The 16,245-nt window shown below is 51.5% G+C and carries 8 protein-coding genes, 12 tRNA genes and 1 rRNA gene; 19 read left to right on the top strand and 2 right to left on the bottom strand.

Annotation, left to right across the window (positions count from 1 at the left end):
- The 11 genes from D3P08_RS26615 to D3P08_RS26565 form a co-directional block, all read left to right on the top strand.
- Positions 1–126 (top strand): 23S ribosomal RNA (locus tag D3P08_RS26615); the annotation flags it as partial.
- A 229-nt stretch (positions 127–355) separates the two neighbouring features.
- Positions 356–431, top strand: a tRNA-Asn gene (locus D3P08_RS26610).
- Between the two features lie 5 nt (positions 432–436).
- Positions 437–512 (top strand) — tRNA-Thr (locus D3P08_RS26605).
- A 65-nt stretch (positions 513–577) separates the two neighbouring features.
- A tRNA-Glu gene (locus tag D3P08_RS26600) sits at positions 578–652 on the top strand.
- 5 nt (positions 653–657) lie between these two features.
- A tRNA-Val gene (locus D3P08_RS26595) sits at positions 658–733 on the top strand.
- Positions 734–743: 10 nt separating this feature from the next.
- Positions 744–818, top strand: a tRNA-Gln gene (locus D3P08_RS26590).
- Between the two features lie 9 nt (positions 819–827).
- Positions 828–903: transfer RNA gene (locus tag D3P08_RS26585), tRNA-Lys, on the top strand.
- Between the two features lie 26 nt (positions 904–929).
- A tRNA-Leu gene (locus tag D3P08_RS26580) sits at positions 930–1,012 on the top strand.
- 198 nt (positions 1,013–1,210) lie between these two features.
- On the top strand, positions 1,211–3,301 hold the full coding sequence (locus D3P08_RS26575) for a putative bifunctional diguanylate cyclase/phosphodiesterase (RefSeq protein ID WP_119603154.1): 2,091 nt from the start codon (positions 1,211–1,213) through the stop codon (positions 3,299–3,301).
- Between the two features lie 221 nt (positions 3,302–3,522).
- Positions 3,523–4,863, top strand: a complete 1,341-nt coding sequence (locus tag D3P08_RS26570) for a hemolysin family protein (protein WP_119603153.1) — start codon at positions 3,523–3,525, stop codon at positions 4,861–4,863.
- 110 nt (positions 4,864–4,973) lie between these two features.
- Positions 4,974–5,053 (top strand) — tRNA-Leu (locus D3P08_RS26565).
- 61 nt (positions 5,054–5,114) lie between these two features.
- Here the strand turns inward: D3P08_RS26565 and D3P08_RS26560 are convergent.
- Positions 5,115–5,495, bottom strand: a complete 381-nt coding sequence (locus tag D3P08_RS26560) for a collagen-like protein (protein ID WP_119603152.1) — start codon at positions 5,493–5,495, stop codon at positions 5,115–5,117.
- A 135-nt stretch (positions 5,496–5,630) separates the two neighbouring features.
- A complete protein-coding gene (locus D3P08_RS26555) occupies positions 5,631–6,029 on the bottom strand; it encodes a DUF2203 domain-containing protein (RefSeq protein ID WP_119603151.1) in 399 nt (132 codons plus the stop codon).
- A gap of 144 nt (positions 6,030–6,173) precedes the next feature.
- Between D3P08_RS26555 and D3P08_RS26550 the strand changes: the two genes are divergently transcribed.
- The 8 genes from D3P08_RS26550 (at position 6,174) to D3P08_RS26510 (ending at position 16,077) form a co-directional block, all read left to right on the top strand.
- Positions 6,174–8,642: a phosphodiester glycosidase family protein gene (locus D3P08_RS26550; RefSeq protein ID WP_162848609.1), complete on the top strand. Its 2,469-nt coding sequence runs from the start codon at positions 6,174–6,176 to the stop codon at positions 8,640–8,642.
- Between the two features lie 1,551 nt (positions 8,643–10,193).
- Positions 10,194–11,051, top strand: a complete 858-nt coding sequence (locus D3P08_RS26540) for an ABC transporter ATP-binding protein (protein ID WP_119603148.1) — start codon at positions 10,194–10,196, stop codon at positions 11,049–11,051.
- A 192-nt stretch (positions 11,052–11,243) separates the two neighbouring features.
- Positions 11,244–11,318 (top strand) — tRNA-Gly (locus D3P08_RS26535).
- An 8-nt stretch (positions 11,319–11,326) separates the two neighbouring features.
- Positions 11,327–11,403: transfer RNA gene (locus tag D3P08_RS26530), tRNA-Arg, on the top strand.
- Positions 11,404–11,431: 28 nt separating this feature from the next.
- Positions 11,432–11,508: transfer RNA gene (locus D3P08_RS26525), tRNA-Pro, on the top strand.
- A 13-nt stretch (positions 11,509–11,521) separates the two neighbouring features.
- Positions 11,522–11,595: transfer RNA gene (locus tag D3P08_RS26520), tRNA-Gly, on the top strand.
- Between the two features lie 433 nt (positions 11,596–12,028).
- Positions 12,029–14,833, top strand: coding sequence for a phosphoenolpyruvate carboxylase (gene ppc, locus D3P08_RS26515; protein WP_119603147.1), 2,805 nt, complete (start codon positions 12,029–12,031; stop codon positions 14,831–14,833).
- Positions 14,834–15,030: 197 nt separating this feature from the next.
- The gene (locus tag D3P08_RS26510) at positions 15,031–16,077 is read left to right on the top strand and encodes a S1C family serine protease (RefSeq protein ID WP_119603146.1); all 1,047 of its coding nucleotides are present in this window, start codon (positions 15,031–15,033) and stop codon (positions 16,075–16,077) included.
- Positions 16,078–16,245: the final 168 nt, after the last annotated feature.

Raw genomic sequence — 16,245 nt, 5'->3', positions numbered from 1 at the left:
GCCCCCCTCAAGATGAGATTTCCCAATTCGTAAGACCCCTTGAAGACGACGAGGTTGATAGGTTCGGGGTGGAAGCACAGCAATGTGTGGAGCTGACGAATACTAATCGGTCGAGGGCTTATCCTAAGATACCCCACAAAGTGAAGCGAATGCTTCGAGGATTATTCCTGATACTTTGCGGGGACCCCAATTACAAGCTAAAGTTCAGCAATACTTTCGTATCCAGTTTTCAAGGCGCAAGCCTTGAAAAGCATGATTGTGTATTTTCCGGAGATTTCGGGAAACATAATCAGGCGAAAAACACTTTCCATTGCAATTGATGCTCTTGGACACATTTCAATACATTGTGCAATGTTCCCTGATAGCTCAGTTGGTAGAGCACTCGACTGTTAATCGAGTTGTCACAGGTTCGAGTCCTGTTCGGGGAGCCATTCATGCTCTCATAGCTCAGTAGGTAGAGTGCATCCATGGTAAGGATGAGGTCACCGGTTCGATCCCGGTTGAGAGCTCCAGATTTTCTGGCAGGAAACTGCTTGAGAATCATGCATTGGACAAGCTGTTCGCAACATTTACATATGGCCCGTTGGTCAAGGGGTTAAGACACCTCCCTTTCACGGAGGTAACAGGGGTTCGAATCCCCTACGGGTCACCATTCATGGAGGATTAGCTCAGCTGGGAGAGCATCTGCCTTACAAGCAGAGGGTCGGCGGTTCGATCCCGTCATCCTCCACCATTCTTTCTGTTGGGGATTAGCCAAGCGGTAAGGCAACGGACTTTGACTCCGTCATTCCAAGGTTCGAATCCTTGATCCCCAGCCATTTCTTCAAGAGCCATTAGCTCAGTTGGTAGAGCACCTGACTTTTAATCAGGGTGTCGAAGGTTCGAGTCCTTCATGGCTCACCAGTTTTTTACCCAAAAGCAACACCCAAGCGCGTATGGCGGAATTGGCAGACGCACCAGACTTAGGATCTGGCGGGAGACCGTGGGGGTTCAAGTCCCTCTACGCGCACCAACCAAACAATGAACAACCACCAAGAGATTGGTGGTTTTTTATTTGTCTTTTTGCTCAAGGCATTTGTTGGAAAACGTGAGATAACCATTGATTAAGTACAAAGACTGCTGTACAATCAAGCCCATATATGAGAATTATGAAAATTAAATGAAACTCGATCATCGATGCCGTATAGTCATCTAGGAGTGCGATGCAGGCTTGCTACCAGAACATGAACATCATTTGCTTGAGCGCAGCTATACCGATACGGAGTCCTATAATGGGATATTGGAAAGTATTTTTGATGCTGTAATTATTCATCGCGATTCCGTCATCGTATTTGCGAACGATTCCGCCGCCAATCTCATTGGAGCGATTCGGGCATCCGAAGTCGTTGGTACATACATCAACCATTATGTCTTAGAGGACGATATCCCAACAGTCGAGGCCTACATTCAATCGATTGACGCATCGATAGGGAAAGTGCCTATCCTTGAGCTGCGATTGAGGCGATTGGACGGTACAATCATTGCAACGGAAATAACCGGCCGGAAGGTGCTTTTAAACGATAATGAAATCGTGTATGTGGGTGTAATACGGGACGTTACGTCCACCAAAAAGATTCAATCCTCCTTTGAGCTGACGCAGAGTCAATTAAATAATATCATTAACAATCTCGATATCGGTATTTGGTCCTATGACAGGATTAATCAGGAATCTCTGCTTTGTTCCGAGTCTATAGTGGAGATAAGCGGTTTGCCGACGGATGACCTTCAGGGGCTCCCCAAGCTATGGAATCGCATCATTCATCCGGAAGACCGAGATGAAGTTATCGCGCATCAAGAGAAGCTATTGCAGGGCCAGATCCTTAAGCTTATGTACCGGATTATCCATCAAAGGACAGGAGAGGTTCGGTATGTTCATGACCTGATCGTTCCCGTAATGGATGTGAACGGAGTCTGCGTCCGACTTGACGGCATGATTACCGATGTGACGGAAAAAGCGCGTAATGACCGGAAGATCCATTCTTTAGCTTATCAAGACGAATTAACAAGCCTGCCGAACCGGCGAGCTTTCCGTGAGAAGCTGATTCAAGTGCTCGACCAAGCGGGTAAAACGGGTCGAAAAATATTTTTGGCATATTTGGATCTAGATAAGTTTAAGATGATTAATGATTCACTCGGAATCGCTGCGGGCGACGCTTTCTTACTGGCCGTCTCCGAAAGACTTAGAACCTTGAAGTCCTCCGCTTATGTATCCCGGATCGGCGGCGACGAGTTCGTTATTATTTTCCGTGAGGATATCACAGAGCTGGAAATCGAAAAGTGCCTTCGCGAAGTCATCGGCTTATTCGCCATTCCTTTTGAAATGGATGGTTACGAGTTTTATATGAATGCAAGCATTGGCGCAGCGGTCTATCCCGACCATGCGTCGAACTACGACTCTTTGCTGAACTGTGCGGAAACGGCAATGCGTTTGGCCAAGCAATCGATGAAGGCACAGAAATACGCGTTGTATTCCAACAGCTGCGAGAATCAGCCGTTAATGATGCGAATGTTTAATGATTTGAATAAGGCCATTGCAAATAACGAGTTCTTTCTGCTGTATCAGCCAAAGCACAGCGTGCTTAACGGCGAACTGAGAGGATCTGAAGCGCTAATTCGGTGGAGGCATCCTGAATTCGATGTTTTATCCCCTGACCGTTTTATCCCAATCGTCGAGGAGTTTGGCATGATGAATACGCTCGGCAGATGGATCATTCGCGAGGCATGCTCCCAAATCCGCGAATGGATGGACAATGGGAACATTTGCCGGATTAGTATTAATCTTTCGGCAAGACAGTTCCAGATGGACAATATCGTGGACATTGTAAAAGAAGAGATTGAACGCGCGCGCATCGAGCCGGGGTTGCTTGGCTTGGAAATAACGGAAAGTATGGCAATGGATATTGAGAAATCGATGAACACCTTGTCCAATCTCCATCAGTTAGGCGTACTTATAAGCATTGACGACTTCGGAACCGGCTACAGCTCTCTTAATTATTTAAAGCGGCTGCCGATCCACGAGCTGAAGATTGACCGTTCCTTCATCCGGGATATTGAAGAGGGCGAAGGGGACAAAGCGATTGTGACGGCGATCGTAGCTCTTGCACATAACCTCAGGCTTAAAGTCGTGGCGGAAGGCGTGGAGACAGCCGGGCAGCTGCAAGTGCTAAAGCAGATCGGATGCGATGAGGCGCAAGGGTATTATTTTAATAAACCGTTGACTCCCGGGGAGTTCGAGTTGTGTTTTAAAGCAGTCAACGCCTAAAGATGGAAGGCAGAGCCGGTGATGAGGAATACGGTTCTGCCTTTTTATTTTCGCGAAGGTAGCCAGCTCATCGTATGAGGGCAAGCAATTTGCGGGATAATAAGCGAAATCATGGATAACTCCGAAACGCTTGGCAAATACGAACGTATAATAAGCTTGTCTTGACTAAAAAGTACTCGTCTTCGGAGGTGAATCCCCTCAATCCTGTTGAGGGAAACGTATTGGACATAGGCATCGTAATTAATTTGCTCATGGTTTTATTGTTAGTAGTTTTGACGGCGTTTTTTGTCGGCGCCGAATTTGCCGTTGTTAAGGTCAGAATTTCTCGTATCGATCAATTGATCGCCGAAGGCAATAAGAAAGCGCTGGCGGCCAAAAAGCTGGTTACCGAGCTTGATTATTACCTCTCTGCCTGCCAGCTTGGTATTACGGTAACAGCCCTGGGACTAGGCGCTCTTGGCGAGCCGACCATCGAGAGGATATTGCATCCGATTTTCCATGATTGGGGAGTTTCCGACGCATGGGCTACGCCGATCTCATATGCGCTTGCCTTGTCCTTGATGACCTTTCTTCACGTCGTATTTGGTGAGCTTGCGCCCAAAACGCTGGCCATTCAATTTGCAGAACGGCTTACACTGCTGTTGTCCGGACCGCTTGTCCTATTCGGGAAAATCCTGTTCCCGCTTATTTGGCTTCTGAACGGTTCCGCACGTTTGTTTCTTCGCATTTTCGGCATTCAGCCTGCCGGGCATGAACAAGCGCATTCGGAGGAAGAATTGAAGATCATCATGACCCAAAGCTATCAAAGCGGGGAGATCAATCAAACCGAATTGGCTTATATGCAAAATATTTTTGCTTTTGACGAGCGCATGGCGAAGGATATTATGGTTCCTCGTATGCAGGTGGTCGCGATCGACGAACGCACGCCGACGGATGAAATACTGCGAATTATTGACGAAAATCGCTATACGCGTTATCCCGTGACGCAAGATGGCGATAAAGATAAAATTATCGGGTTTTTAAATGCCAAAGAATTTATGACAGAAGTTGCGCTAGGGCGACAAATTCAGCTCAAAGACGCGATTCATGACATCGAAGCGATACATGAAACGTCCCCGCTGCAAAACGTGCTTCTGAAAATGCAGAAAAACGGTGTACCGATCTCCTTAGTCGTCGATGAATACGGCGGGACTGCGGGTATTATTACGATGGAGGATATTTTGGAGGAAATCGTGGGAGAGATCCGCGATGAATTCGATACGGATGAGCAGCCGGATATTTTGAAAGTATCGGATAACGAATATATACTGAACGGTCGGGTGCTTCTCGACGATATCGAAGAGCAATTTGGCCTTAAGTTCGACAATGATTATAACGTGGATACGATCGGCGGCTGGCTGCAGGTGCAGCTGATTTCGCTTGACGATGAGCCCGAGCCTATCCGGCAAGGCAAGCACCGCTGGACGATCATCGAAATGGATAACCACCAGATTTTAAAGACTTCTCTTGAGTTAAATGTAACTGATCCCGAGGAGATGCTTGCCGAGAGAGCAGAAGAGTAACGGTGAATGGAAGGAACCCGGTATCTTGTTGATGCCGGGTCTATTTTCCAGAGGAAATGACTTGCAATCCGATTCATATTCGTGTATGATCTAAATCTAAGCTTTTTCGCGCGCGTATGGCGGAATTGGCAGACGCACCAGACTTAGGATCTGGCGGGAGACCGTGGGGGTTCAAGTCCCTCTACGCGCATAATAGCAACATGAAGAAACCCTTCGGATACGAAGGGTTTTTTTGTATTTTTAGATGGTTTTCAATAGCAGCTGAACGATTGAATGGAGCGCAGATCAAAGCCGGTATACACCCAAGAAAATCCGGTCCATCTAAATCCAGCGACTGAGCGCGGTCCGAGGAAAACGGGATAGAACCAGAATTGGCTGCCGTTATGCATCCAAATATACGTGAATCGGAACAGACAACGGCGAATGGAGCCCGGATCAACGGCAAAAAGCGAAGCGGACTGCTGCTGCGGGACAAAGGATGGCGGCGGCGAGGTCGGCGCCATTTGTCCGCCTTGGCCTCCCGGCTGCGGTCCCGGGGGGCCTGGGAATGGCCCTGGGCCAAATGGTCCTGGACCCGGACCCGGTCCCGGCCCTGGCCCGAACGGAGGTCCGAACGGTGGTAAAAACGACATAATGGTTCACTCCTGTTTATGAATTCGTAGGATCAGTGGCTGAGCGAAGGCTAAGCTGATATATCCTATTCATGAACAGGGGCAGGAGTGTAGAGAATAGGCTTGCTCCGGAGCGCCCAAGTATGAGGCAGCCGCTCAGGCCTCGGGATGACGCTTCCTGCCGATAAAGCCGTCATTCCAGCCATGGTAATGAGTGATGCTTGCCTCGCCTTCCTTCCAGCAGAGAAGCACTTCCTCTCCTTCTACAACCGCAGGAAAATCGATAAGTCCGGGCTCGATGCTTTTCAGCAAAATCCCTTTGCGCGTAAAGTTTTCCACGTATTGATTCAATTCGATTTGCAAAAAGTCCAGCTTGCTCTCCAGCTCGAATAGCGGATCTTCCTTACTTGGCTTGCCTTGTACGACTGCTTTAAGCTTGCGATAAGCGATATATTGTTCCTCCAGCTCATCAGCCATATCCTGCAGCTGTCTGAGCTCTTGCCTGATGAGAGGCAGGAGAGCGTTGGCTTCTTCTATTGTATATCTTTTGTCCATCGGTTCATCCACTCCTTAATCACCAGTTTACTAAAAGCTAGGCATGCGGTTCAAATCCGCCTAAAATCCCCTTCCTTCAGTTTTCTACAAAATGCGCCGATATAGCTTCTAATGACAACAGGCAATCTGCCGGAGGATAAAGCGATGAAAAGGGAAAACAGCAAGCGCTGGCTGCGCATAATCGCCATTGTAACGGCGGCAGCGCTCAGCGGAGGCTTAACGGCAGGGATCGAGCGTGGAAGCGCGTCTAACGTAAGGATTGATATTTATGCGAAAATTGCGGCTGCGCGTCAAACCGCCCATTCGATTGCGCCTTTTGACAATATACAGAGCAAAAACATCCGCCTAACGGAAACGGTTTATTGGGAATATGAAGCGGGAGGGAAGCTGAATGCGCCGCTCGCCCTCCCAGACGGCAAACTGTTTCTGACGACGGCGAATGGTCTGCTCTCAATCGTGGACAAGAACGGAAAACCGATCATAAGCAAGAACCAATATACCGAGCTCACCGCTCCCGCGATGAACAGGAAAGGTGAAATATGGATCAGCGGCGGCAGCGCCCGTTTATACCGCTATGACAGTAAAGGAAGCGGCGAAATGATGGGAATGTACTATTTCCGCGGCAAGACGGAGAAGCTGATCCCCTCCGCCGCCATCACGGACGGCGAAGGATTGCCATACTTCTCGTATCAGCACGCCGTACTGTCGCTTAACGAGGCTGGGGAGAAGGAGATGCTGCTTCTGCCCGAAGGCGTATCTGTAACGGGCATGGCGCCGGCAGGCCAAGGTGTCTTTGCGCTCGGCAGCAACGGCACCTTGTATGCGGTGCAAGGCAGCAGACTGCTGTGGCAGGCCGAGCTGGAGCCGGCGCTGCGGGAGGCAAAGCTGGCCGCCGACGGCTCCGGCGGCGTCGTGCTGGCGGCGGGCAAGGCGCTCGCGCGCTATGAAGCGGACGGCACGCTCCGCTTCAAGCGCGAGCTTGACGCCGCGCCGGCCGGCGGGTGGACGTCCCCGGTTGTGCTTGGCGGGGACGAGGGGGTTTTTGTTGCCGCTGAGCAGCGCGGCAACGCGATTGTAGCGTTCCGCCTCGAGGATGGGGCGGAACGGTGGCGCGTGAGCGCCAGCGGGGCCGGCGGGGGCTTCAGCCCCGCGGCGCTGGCGCCGGATCGCGCGGGCGGCGTTGTGCTGGCCGCCGGGCGATCCGGCGCGGTGATCGCGATCGACGGCGAAGCCGGGACGATCGCGGGCAGCTTCAAGCACGCCGCTGGCGCTGCTGCGGGCGGCGTGGCTGTTATGGGCGGCGGACGGATCGCGTATGCGTCCGCCTCGGTGCTGGTCGCGGCGGGGCCGTATCGGCCCGTCGCGGTAACGTATGCGGCAGCGGCGCTTAAGCTGCCGCTGGGCAAGCGGCTCCTGCTCGCGGACAAGCTGAAGCTGTCCGCTCCCGTCGCCGTCAGCTACCGCACCGACAACGCGAAGGTCGTGCGCGTCAGCGGAGAGGGCATCCTGACGCCGGTGGCCGTCGGCAAAGCGAATATTGTCGTTGAGGCCATCACGCCAGGCTATAAAGGCCAGCTCAAGCTGCCGGTCGAAATTACTGCAGCCTCCTCAACGCTGAAAGCGACGCATGCGGCGCAGAAGATTAAGCTTAGCAGCGGCAAGGCCTTTACCGTGCAGACGGTTTCGATTCCGAAAGGAATGCCGGTGACGCTAGGTACGGCCAAACGAACAGTCGGCACAGCGCAGGGGCTGATGGATATTGCAAAGTCATACGGGGCCGATGCGGCGATTAACGGGACTTATTTTTCCGCATACGAGGGGCTTCCGGAGCCTTATGGCATGATGATGCTCGATGGGAAGATGGAGTTTCTCGGCAATACGGGAACGACGATCGGATTCACTTGGGACGGCACGGTGCTCATGGACCATCTTCGGGCCAAAATTGTCGGCGGAACAAACGGCTCCTTCTCCCACCCGAACAATTGGTACGCGTATTTTATGAACCGCACGCCGGCAAAAGGCGTCTCCACTGCCGTGATGTTTACGCCGAAGAAGGGGAAGCAAATCGGGTTTGCGTACGGTACTGCGGTCACTGTCCGGAACGGTGTCGTTACGTCCGAGGCCAGAAACAAAAATGTCGACATTCCAAGCGACGGATATGTGCTTGTCTTCGCGGGAGCAGAGGAGAAGCTTGCAGATCGATTTAAGGCGGGCGATAAGGTTGAGTATAAGCTGGAAACGACGAATTTAGTCGGCAAAGCAGTCGATTGGTCCCGCGTGCATACGGCGGTAGGCGCTGGTCCGAGGCTGGTGAAGGACGGCAAGCTGGCGATTAACCCGTCGGCTGAAGGCTTCACGGAAGCGAAGATTCTAACCAATGCTGCGGCGAGAAGCGGGATTCTAGTCAAACAAGACGGCACCGTCCTCCTAGCCACTGTTCCTGCTGCTACGATGAGAGAGTGGGGCGATATCATGCTGAAGCTGGGCGCCCACCAAGCGATGAACCTGGACGGAGGCGCTTCCTCCGGCTTGTACGCGGGAGGCAGGCCTATAACGACGCCTGGACGCCTAATCAGCAACGCCCTCGTGTTCGGGAACAACTTGAAGTATTAGCTTATTCTTTTCCATGTCGCTCAAAAACGCTAAGGGTGCACAACGCACAAAATAAGTCGACTACGCAGCTTTATAGTCGCCGGACTCGGACGATGGACCAATGACTAATCCGCACTCCGCAACACCTCTCTTAAAGCAGAGAGAGTTGCACAGGTGCGACTAAGTCGTTTTCACGGGTCTTAATCGTGCCAAGTTGTGCACTTAGCGCAAATAAACCGTTTCCACCGTCTTAAACATGCCACAATGCGCACTTAACGCAGAATAAGTCGATCCCACCGTCTTATTCGTACCGAAATGTGCATGCACATAACGCAGAATAAGTCGGTCATATCGTCTAAAACGTGCCGAATTGTGCGTAAAGTGCGAACGAAGTCGGTCCCACCGTCTTAATCGTACCGAGATGTGGAAATAGCGCAGAATAAGTCGGCCCCACCGTCTTATTCGTACCGAAATGTGCACATAACGCAGAATAAGTCGATCCCACCGTCATAATCGTGTCGAAATGCACATATAACGCAGAATAAGTCGGTCATATCGTCTAAAACGTGCCGAATTGTGCGTAAAGTGCGAACGAAGTCGGTCCCACCGTCTTAATCGTACCGAGATGTGGAAATAGCGCAGAATAAGTCGTTCATACCGTCTAAGACGTGCCGGACTATGCGCAAAGTGCGAACTAAGTCGGTTCAGCCATCATTAATGTGACGAAGGGTGAGGCATCGACCACGTAGTAATAAAAGTGAAGGTAACTTATATAGCAGGCAGAGCATTTAAAATGCCGAAAGAGTTCAGTCCGAGCGAAATAATAACGCCACGCGAGCTTAAATCGCCAGATGGAGTCACTACGAGTGAAATAATTGCGCCACGCGAGCTTAAATCGCCAGATGGAGTCACTACGAGTAAAATAAATGCGCCAGGCGAGCTAAAATCGCCAGATGGAGTCACTACGAGTGAAATAATTGCGCCAGGCGAGCTTAAATCGCTAGATAGAATCACTGCGAGTGAAATAATTGCGCCACGCGAGCTTAAACCGCTGGATGAGGCCACTACGAGTGAAATAAATGCGCTAGGCGAGCTTAATCGCCAGATGGAGTCACTACGAGTGAAATAATTGCGCCAGGCGAGCTTAAATCGCCAGTAGAATCACTGCGAGTGAAATAATTGCGCCACGCGAGCTTAAACCGCTAGAATGGAGTCACTACGAGTGAAATAATTGCGCCACACGCGCTTAATGCACACACGCACACTCACTCACTCGGTAATTTACTCGTTACTCGGTAACTCGCTCGTCGTTACTCGGTAACTCACTCGCCGCCCAGCTCTACGACCGCACTAGCTTGCCGCGTAACTTTACACAGCCCCGCCGAAAGGGCCCCGGCCGTAAGTTGCGGGCTTTTCTTCACCAATTGTTCACATAGTCTTCATCCAGACATCATTTTCAAATTGACTTTAATTCTGAGAAACATTATCATTATGTATAGAAATGATAATCGTTATCAATTTTTGGGATAACCATTTAGATGATAAAGGCGCAGCGGAAGGAGCGTGTGTCACATGATTCGGTTAACGACTTCGAATCTCGACATTTCTTATGAAGAGCGATTGATCGTCCAAGATTTGAATATTGGTATTCCCCAAGGGAAAATTACGGCGCTCGTTGGAGCGAACGGGTCCGGTAAATCGACCATCCTGAAGACGATGGCTCGGATTATGAATCCATCCAAGGGTAAAGTTCTGCTGGACGGAAAGTCCATTCATAAGCAGTCGACGAAGGAAGTGGCGAAGCAGCTGGCTATCCTGCCGCAGAATCCGACCGCGCCGGACGGCTTGACCGTCTCTGAGTTGGTATCCTATGGGCGTTTCCCTCACCAGCGGGGCTTCGGATCCCTTAGCAAAGAAGACCGCGAAGTAGTAAAGTGGGCGGTTGAAGTGACGGGGATGAGCGATTTTGCGGACCGTCCGGTTGACCAGCTGTCTGGCGGGCAGCGTCAACGCGCTTGGATCGCAATGGCATTGGCTCAAGAAACGGATATTCTCTTCTTGGATGAGCCGACAACGTTTTTGGACATGGCCCATCAGCTGGAGGTGCTCCACCTTCTGCGGAAGCTTAATGAAGTAAATAACCGCACAATCGTCATGGTTGTTCACGACCTTAATCATGCCGCGCGTTATGCGGATCATATGATCGCGATCAAGTCCGGAACCGTTAAGGGCGAAGGGTCGCCTCTAGATGTAATCACGCCGGAAATTATGCGCGAGGTCTTTAATATCGAGGCGGATATCGTAACCGACCCGCGTACGGGCCTGCCGCTGTGCCTTCCATTCGCATTGGCGGCGCTGCCGGTTGCCGACCGCGTCATGAAGGACGCCGAGCGGGAAAACCGCGAAGAATTGAAGGCAGCGGGGGCGTAACAACCCCTGTTACAATAGAACTTAGAGCCGCTTTCCCGGAAGGGGAGAGCGGTTTTGTTTTAGTCGCCCAAAAAATTCCTCAAAAAAAATTTGATTTTTATCGAAAAAGATGTTGCATTTCATTTCGTAAGGTGATATATTATTACTTGTCGCCGCGATGATGAAGATCACAAACGACGACACGAACAGTATGCGGAAGTGGCTCAGCGGTAGAGCATCGCCTTGCCAAGGCGAGGGTCGCGGGTTCGATTCCCGTCTTCCGCTCCATAAATTTTGCGGCCTTAGCTCAGCTGGATAGAGCGTTTGACTACGAATCAAAAGGTCAGGAGTTCGAATCTCTTAGGCCGCGCCATCTTTACTCAGAATGAATATATAATTATCGGGACGTAGCTCAGCTTGGTAGAGCACCTGGTTTGGGACCAGGGGGTCGCATGTTCAAATCGTGTCGTCCCGACCATTCATTCTTTCTTGCGGGTGTAGTTCAATGGTAGAACTTTAGCCTTCCAAGCTAATAGCGTGGGTTCGATTCCCATCACCCGCTCCAGTATATAAACGAACAGCCTCGGTTATCCGGGCTTTTTTTATTTTTACGATCCCCTATACCCATTCGTTCAAAGCTCATTGGCCTATGCAGGCTGGTGGGCTTTTTTTTATCTGAAGCCATTATGGATATCCGGCACCAAAAGCCTGGAGGCTCTTACCAGAGAAAATTCCAGCCTTTACTTTCCAAGCCTATTGTCATGCTCACAATATTTATCATTTCTGCAGGAATGAGGATCGGGCATCGCGCGAAATAGTCTGAATACGGCGACAGATTGCTCTTCAGGGCTTCAATGGAGTGAAGTTTTGTAGTATGATGATAAGAGTGATTACGCCATTAACTGAGAGTAACCTTACAAGATTGAAATAGGCATGTGCGTATAGGAATAGCGGATGCTTTCAAAGTGAGTTTGCTGCACAGATGTAGGAGGAACGGTATGTCGGAACAATCTGTAACACCAACAGCGGCTAGTCGAACACAAACGAACAATTTGCTTAGACGCGATGTGCGTTTCCTTGGCAACATTCTTGGCGAAGTATTGGTTCACCAGGGCGGACGTGAGCTGCTCGATATCGTGGAACAAATCCGGGAGCAGAGCAAGGCGCTGCGCGCAGACTTTGTGCCGGAGCTGTTCGATCAGTTCAAAGAGACGATATCTTCGCTTAGTCCGGAGATTCGTCATCAGGTGATTCGCGCGTTCGCGATATATTTCCAGCTGGTCAACATTGCGGAACAGAATCACCGTATTAGAAGGAAGCGGGACTATGAAGTTTCCGCCGGCGAAACGGTTCAACGCGGCTCGATTGAAAGCGCCGTGAAGGATTTGAAGGACCGCAATATTGCGGTAACCGATGTCAAAGAGATTTTGAGCGGTATTTCTCTGGAGCTTGTTATGACGGCTCATCCGACGGAAGCGACGCGTCGTGCGGTGCTCGACATCCATAAGCGGATCGCGGAGGATGTAATGCAGCTCGATAATCCGACGCTTACATTCCGCGAGCGCGAGAAGCTGAAGGAGAAGCTTCTGAACGAGGTTCTGATCCTCTGGCAGACAGACGAGCTTCGTGACCGCAAGCCTACCGTAATCGACGAGGTGCGTAACGGCCTTTATTATTTTGATGAAACCTTATTCGAAGTGCTTCCGAACGTATATGAAGAGCTTGAGCGCTGCTTGACCAAATATTATCCGGAAGAACACTGGCACGTGCCGGACTATCTTCGCTTCGGCTCCTGGATCGGCGGCGACCGTGACGGCAACCCTTCCGTAACGGCCAACGTCACCTGGGAGACGCTCCAGCTGCATCGTCAGCTGGCTATCCGCAAATACGAAGAGAAGCTTAACGGTTTGATGGATCTGCTTAGCTTCAGCACGAATCTGGTTACCGTATCCGATGAGCTGCTGGATTCGATTCAGAAGGACCGCGAGCATGTCGAGCTGAAATGCGTAGAGCTGTGGCGCAATGCCTCCGAGCCGTACCGCATCAAGCTGGGCTTTATGCTGGAGAAGCTGGCGAATACGCGCGACGAGTCGCTGAAAGGCACGCCAATGCGGTACAACCATCCGAACGAGCTTCGCGAGGATCTGCTTGTAATCGACCGCAGCTTGCGCAGCCACTACGCCGACTATGTCGCGGATACGGATTTGGCGAAGCTTGTTCGTCAGGTAGAGCTGTTCGGCTTCCATCTGATGGCGCTGGACGTGCGCCAACACAGCAAAGAGCATGAGAACGCAATGGCTGAAATTTTGGCGAAAATGCATATCGTATCCGATTATGCCGCTCTTTCCGAGCAGGAGAAAACGGAACTGCTGCATAAGCTGCTGAACGATCCGCGCCCGCTGACGTCGAGCCATCTGGATTATTCGGAATCGACGCGTGAATGCTTGGACGTATACCATACGATCTACCGCGCTCAACAGGAGTTCGGGGAAAATTGTATTTCGAGCTATTTGATCAGTATGACGCAAGCGGCCAGCGATATGCTGGAGGTTATGGTGTTCGCGAAGGAAGTCGGCCTGTTCCGCAAAGAGGCGGACGGCACGATTCGCTGTTCGCTGCAGTCGGTGCCTCTGTTCGAGACGATCGACGACCTGCACGCTGCGCCTGGCATCATGAAAGAGCTGTTCGAGCTTCCGGTTTACCGCAAAGCGATCGAATCGCGCGGCAATCTGCATGAGATCATGCTGGGTTACTCCGACAGCAACAAGGACGGCGGCGTCGTCACCGCGAACTGGGAGCTGCGCGTCGCGCTGAAGGAAATTACCGCAATGGCCAAAGCATACGACGTGAAGCTGAAGTTCTTCCACGGCCGCGGCGGAGCGCTGGGACGCGGAGGTATGCCGCTGAACCGGAGTATACTGGCTCAGCCGCCGCACACGATCGGCGGTGGCATCAAAATTACGGAGCAAGGCGAAGTCTTGTCCTCGCGTTACTCGATGCAGGGCATCGCTTACCGCAGCTTAGAGCAGGCGACTTGGGCGCTGATCACGGCTGCTCGTCTGGCGAAATATCCGCAGCAGGAGCCGGCAGCCGAGGCGGAGTGGGATGCGATTGCGCGTTCCATCTCGGAGACTGCTCTGACGAAATATCAGGACTTGATTTTCCGCGATCCGGACTTTATGACGTTCTTCAAGGAATCGACGCCGCTTCCTGAGGTAGGCGAGCTTAATATCGGCTCCCGTCCTTCCAAACGGAAGAACAGCGACCGCTTCGAGGATCTGCGGGCGATTCCATGGGTATTCGCATGGACGCAAAGCCGTTATCTGCTGCCGGCATGGTATGCCGCAGGTACGGCGCTGCAGGAGTACGTTCAGAATGACGCGAAAAAGCTGGAGACGCTGCGTACGATGTACGAGCAATTCCCGTTCTTCCGTTCGCTGATCGACAATCTGCAGATGGCGCTTGCCAAAGCGGATCTTCTGATCGCGAAAGAATACGCACATATGATTAAGGATCAAAGCATCCGTGACCGGATCTTCTCTCAGATCGAGGAGGAATATAAGCTCACGTCGAAGCTGATCCTCAGCATCACGGGTCAAGACGAAATTCTTGACAACGTGCCGGTCATTCAGGAGTCGATCAGGCTCCGCAATCCGTACGTCGATCCGCTTAGCTATATGCAAGTACAGCTGTTGTCGGAGCTCCGCGATCTTCGCGCGAACGAGCAAGACGACCCTGTCCTGCTCCGTGAGGTTCTTCTTACGATCAACGGAATTGCAGCTGGACTTCGGAATACGGGCTAATACGAAGCTGATCCGATTGAAGCTTAGAGCCGTTCTTGTCAGTGGTTTACACTGGCGGGGACGGCTTTTTTTCATGTATTCGCTTATCTGGCGATTATTTAGGTTCCTTTTAATTGCGATTAAGTTTGATTTAAGGTACTTCCTTCATAATAGAGATATCAAAAAAAGCGCGCTAATGATGAAGGAGGATACCTATTATGAGTTACGATAACGAAAGAAACTATACGATCGACAATGAAAGAGAGCGGCTGCCGGAGACGGTTACTCCAAAGTTTGAAGCTTATTTTAAAGCGATGGAGGAAAGCGGACCTGTTCGTAAGAAGCATCGCAAAAATTCGGCTTTGCCGATGTTCGCCGCGTTCCTGGCGGGAGCGATTGTGATCGGAGGGCTTACGTATGCGGCCGACCGCAATAACCTGTTTACGGGCGGAGATCTAGGGGCCAAGCCGGCATCGGCCAGCCAAGTAGCGAGCACTTCTTCGGGTCAAGGCGCAGGACTAACGACGGCTTCTTTTGATACGAATGAAGATATCGCGGCAGTCTATGATGAAGCAAGCCCGGCTGTCGTAAAAATTGAAAACTACAGCAAGGCGCAGCAGTCTAATCGGATGAATGATCCGTGGTTCCAGCAGTTTTTTGGCTACGACATGCAGGGCAGAGGCGGAGCGTCGGAGTCGCAGGACAGCGGCGGAGAGTTGACGCTGAGCGGAACGGGAACGGGGTTCTTGTTCGATAAGGATGGTTATATCTTGACGAACGAGCATGTAATCTCGGGTGCGGACGAGGTTAAGGTTACGGTACAGGGGCAAGAGGAGCCGCTGACGGCTGAAGTACTTGGCACAAGCGCTGATCTGGATCTTGCAGTGCTCAAGGTTGTAAGTCCGGACGGAAGCGACTTCCCGGCTCTTACGCTCGGGGATTCCGATGAGACGCGGATCGGTGACTGGGTGCTTGCGATCGGCAATCCGTACGGCTTCGATCAGACGCTGACGATGGGCGTTCTGAGCGCGAAGGAGCGTCCGATCACCATTGCGGACGAGGAAGGCGAGCATACGTACGAGCACCTGCTGCAGACGGATGCCTCTATCAACCCCGGCAACTCGGGCGGGCCGCTGTTGAACGAAGACGGCGAGGTCATCGGCATCAATACGGCGGTCAATGCCGAAGCGCAGGGCATCGGCTTCGCGATTCCGACAACAACGATCTTTGAAGTGCTGGAAGGGCTGAAGTCGAACACCTTGTAAAAAAATAGAAGGAGAGGGCGGGTTAGCGTCAGATGCTGACTCGCCCTCTTTCTTATTGTTTGGTAGCGAAAAAGGAGCTGAGATGGCGCCATTGTAACTGTGTGTAACGTCGAAAAACACCGCTACAGTGCCCACACTAGCTGCTTTGTCATGCAGTAACGGTGAAAA

Source organism: Paenibacillus nanensis (assembly GCF_003583765.1).
GTDB lineage: Bacteria > Bacillota > Bacilli > Paenibacillales > Paenibacillaceae > Pristimantibacillus > Pristimantibacillus nanensis.
Note: the sequence above shows the minus strand (reverse complement) of the source record. Positions and strands in the feature narration are given on the sequence as shown.

Bases quoted from the DNA above. Each gene is read 5' to 3' on its own strand.
- D3P08_RS26560 (WP_119603152.1), bottom strand. From the start codon at position 5,495: ATGTCGTTTTTACCACCGTTCGGACCTCCGTTCGGGCCAGGGCCGGGA.
- D3P08_RS26555 (WP_119603151.1), bottom strand. From the start codon at position 6,029: ATGGACAAAAGATATACAATAGAAGAAGCCAACGCTCTCCTGCCTCTC.
- D3P08_RS26510 (WP_119603146.1), top strand. From the start codon at position 15,031: ATGAGTTACGATAACGAAAGAAACTATACGATCGACAATGAAAGAGAG.
- D3P08_RS26550 (WP_162848609.1), top strand. From the start codon at position 6,174: ATGAAAAGGGAAAACAGCAAGCGCTGGCTGCGCATAATCGCCATTGTA.
- D3P08_RS26540 (WP_119603148.1), top strand. From the start codon at position 10,194: ATGATTCGGTTAACGACTTCGAATCTCGACATTTCTTATGAAGAGCGA.
- ppc (WP_119603147.1), top strand. From the start codon at position 12,029: ATGTCGGAACAATCTGTAACACCAACAGCGGCTAGTCGAACACAAACG.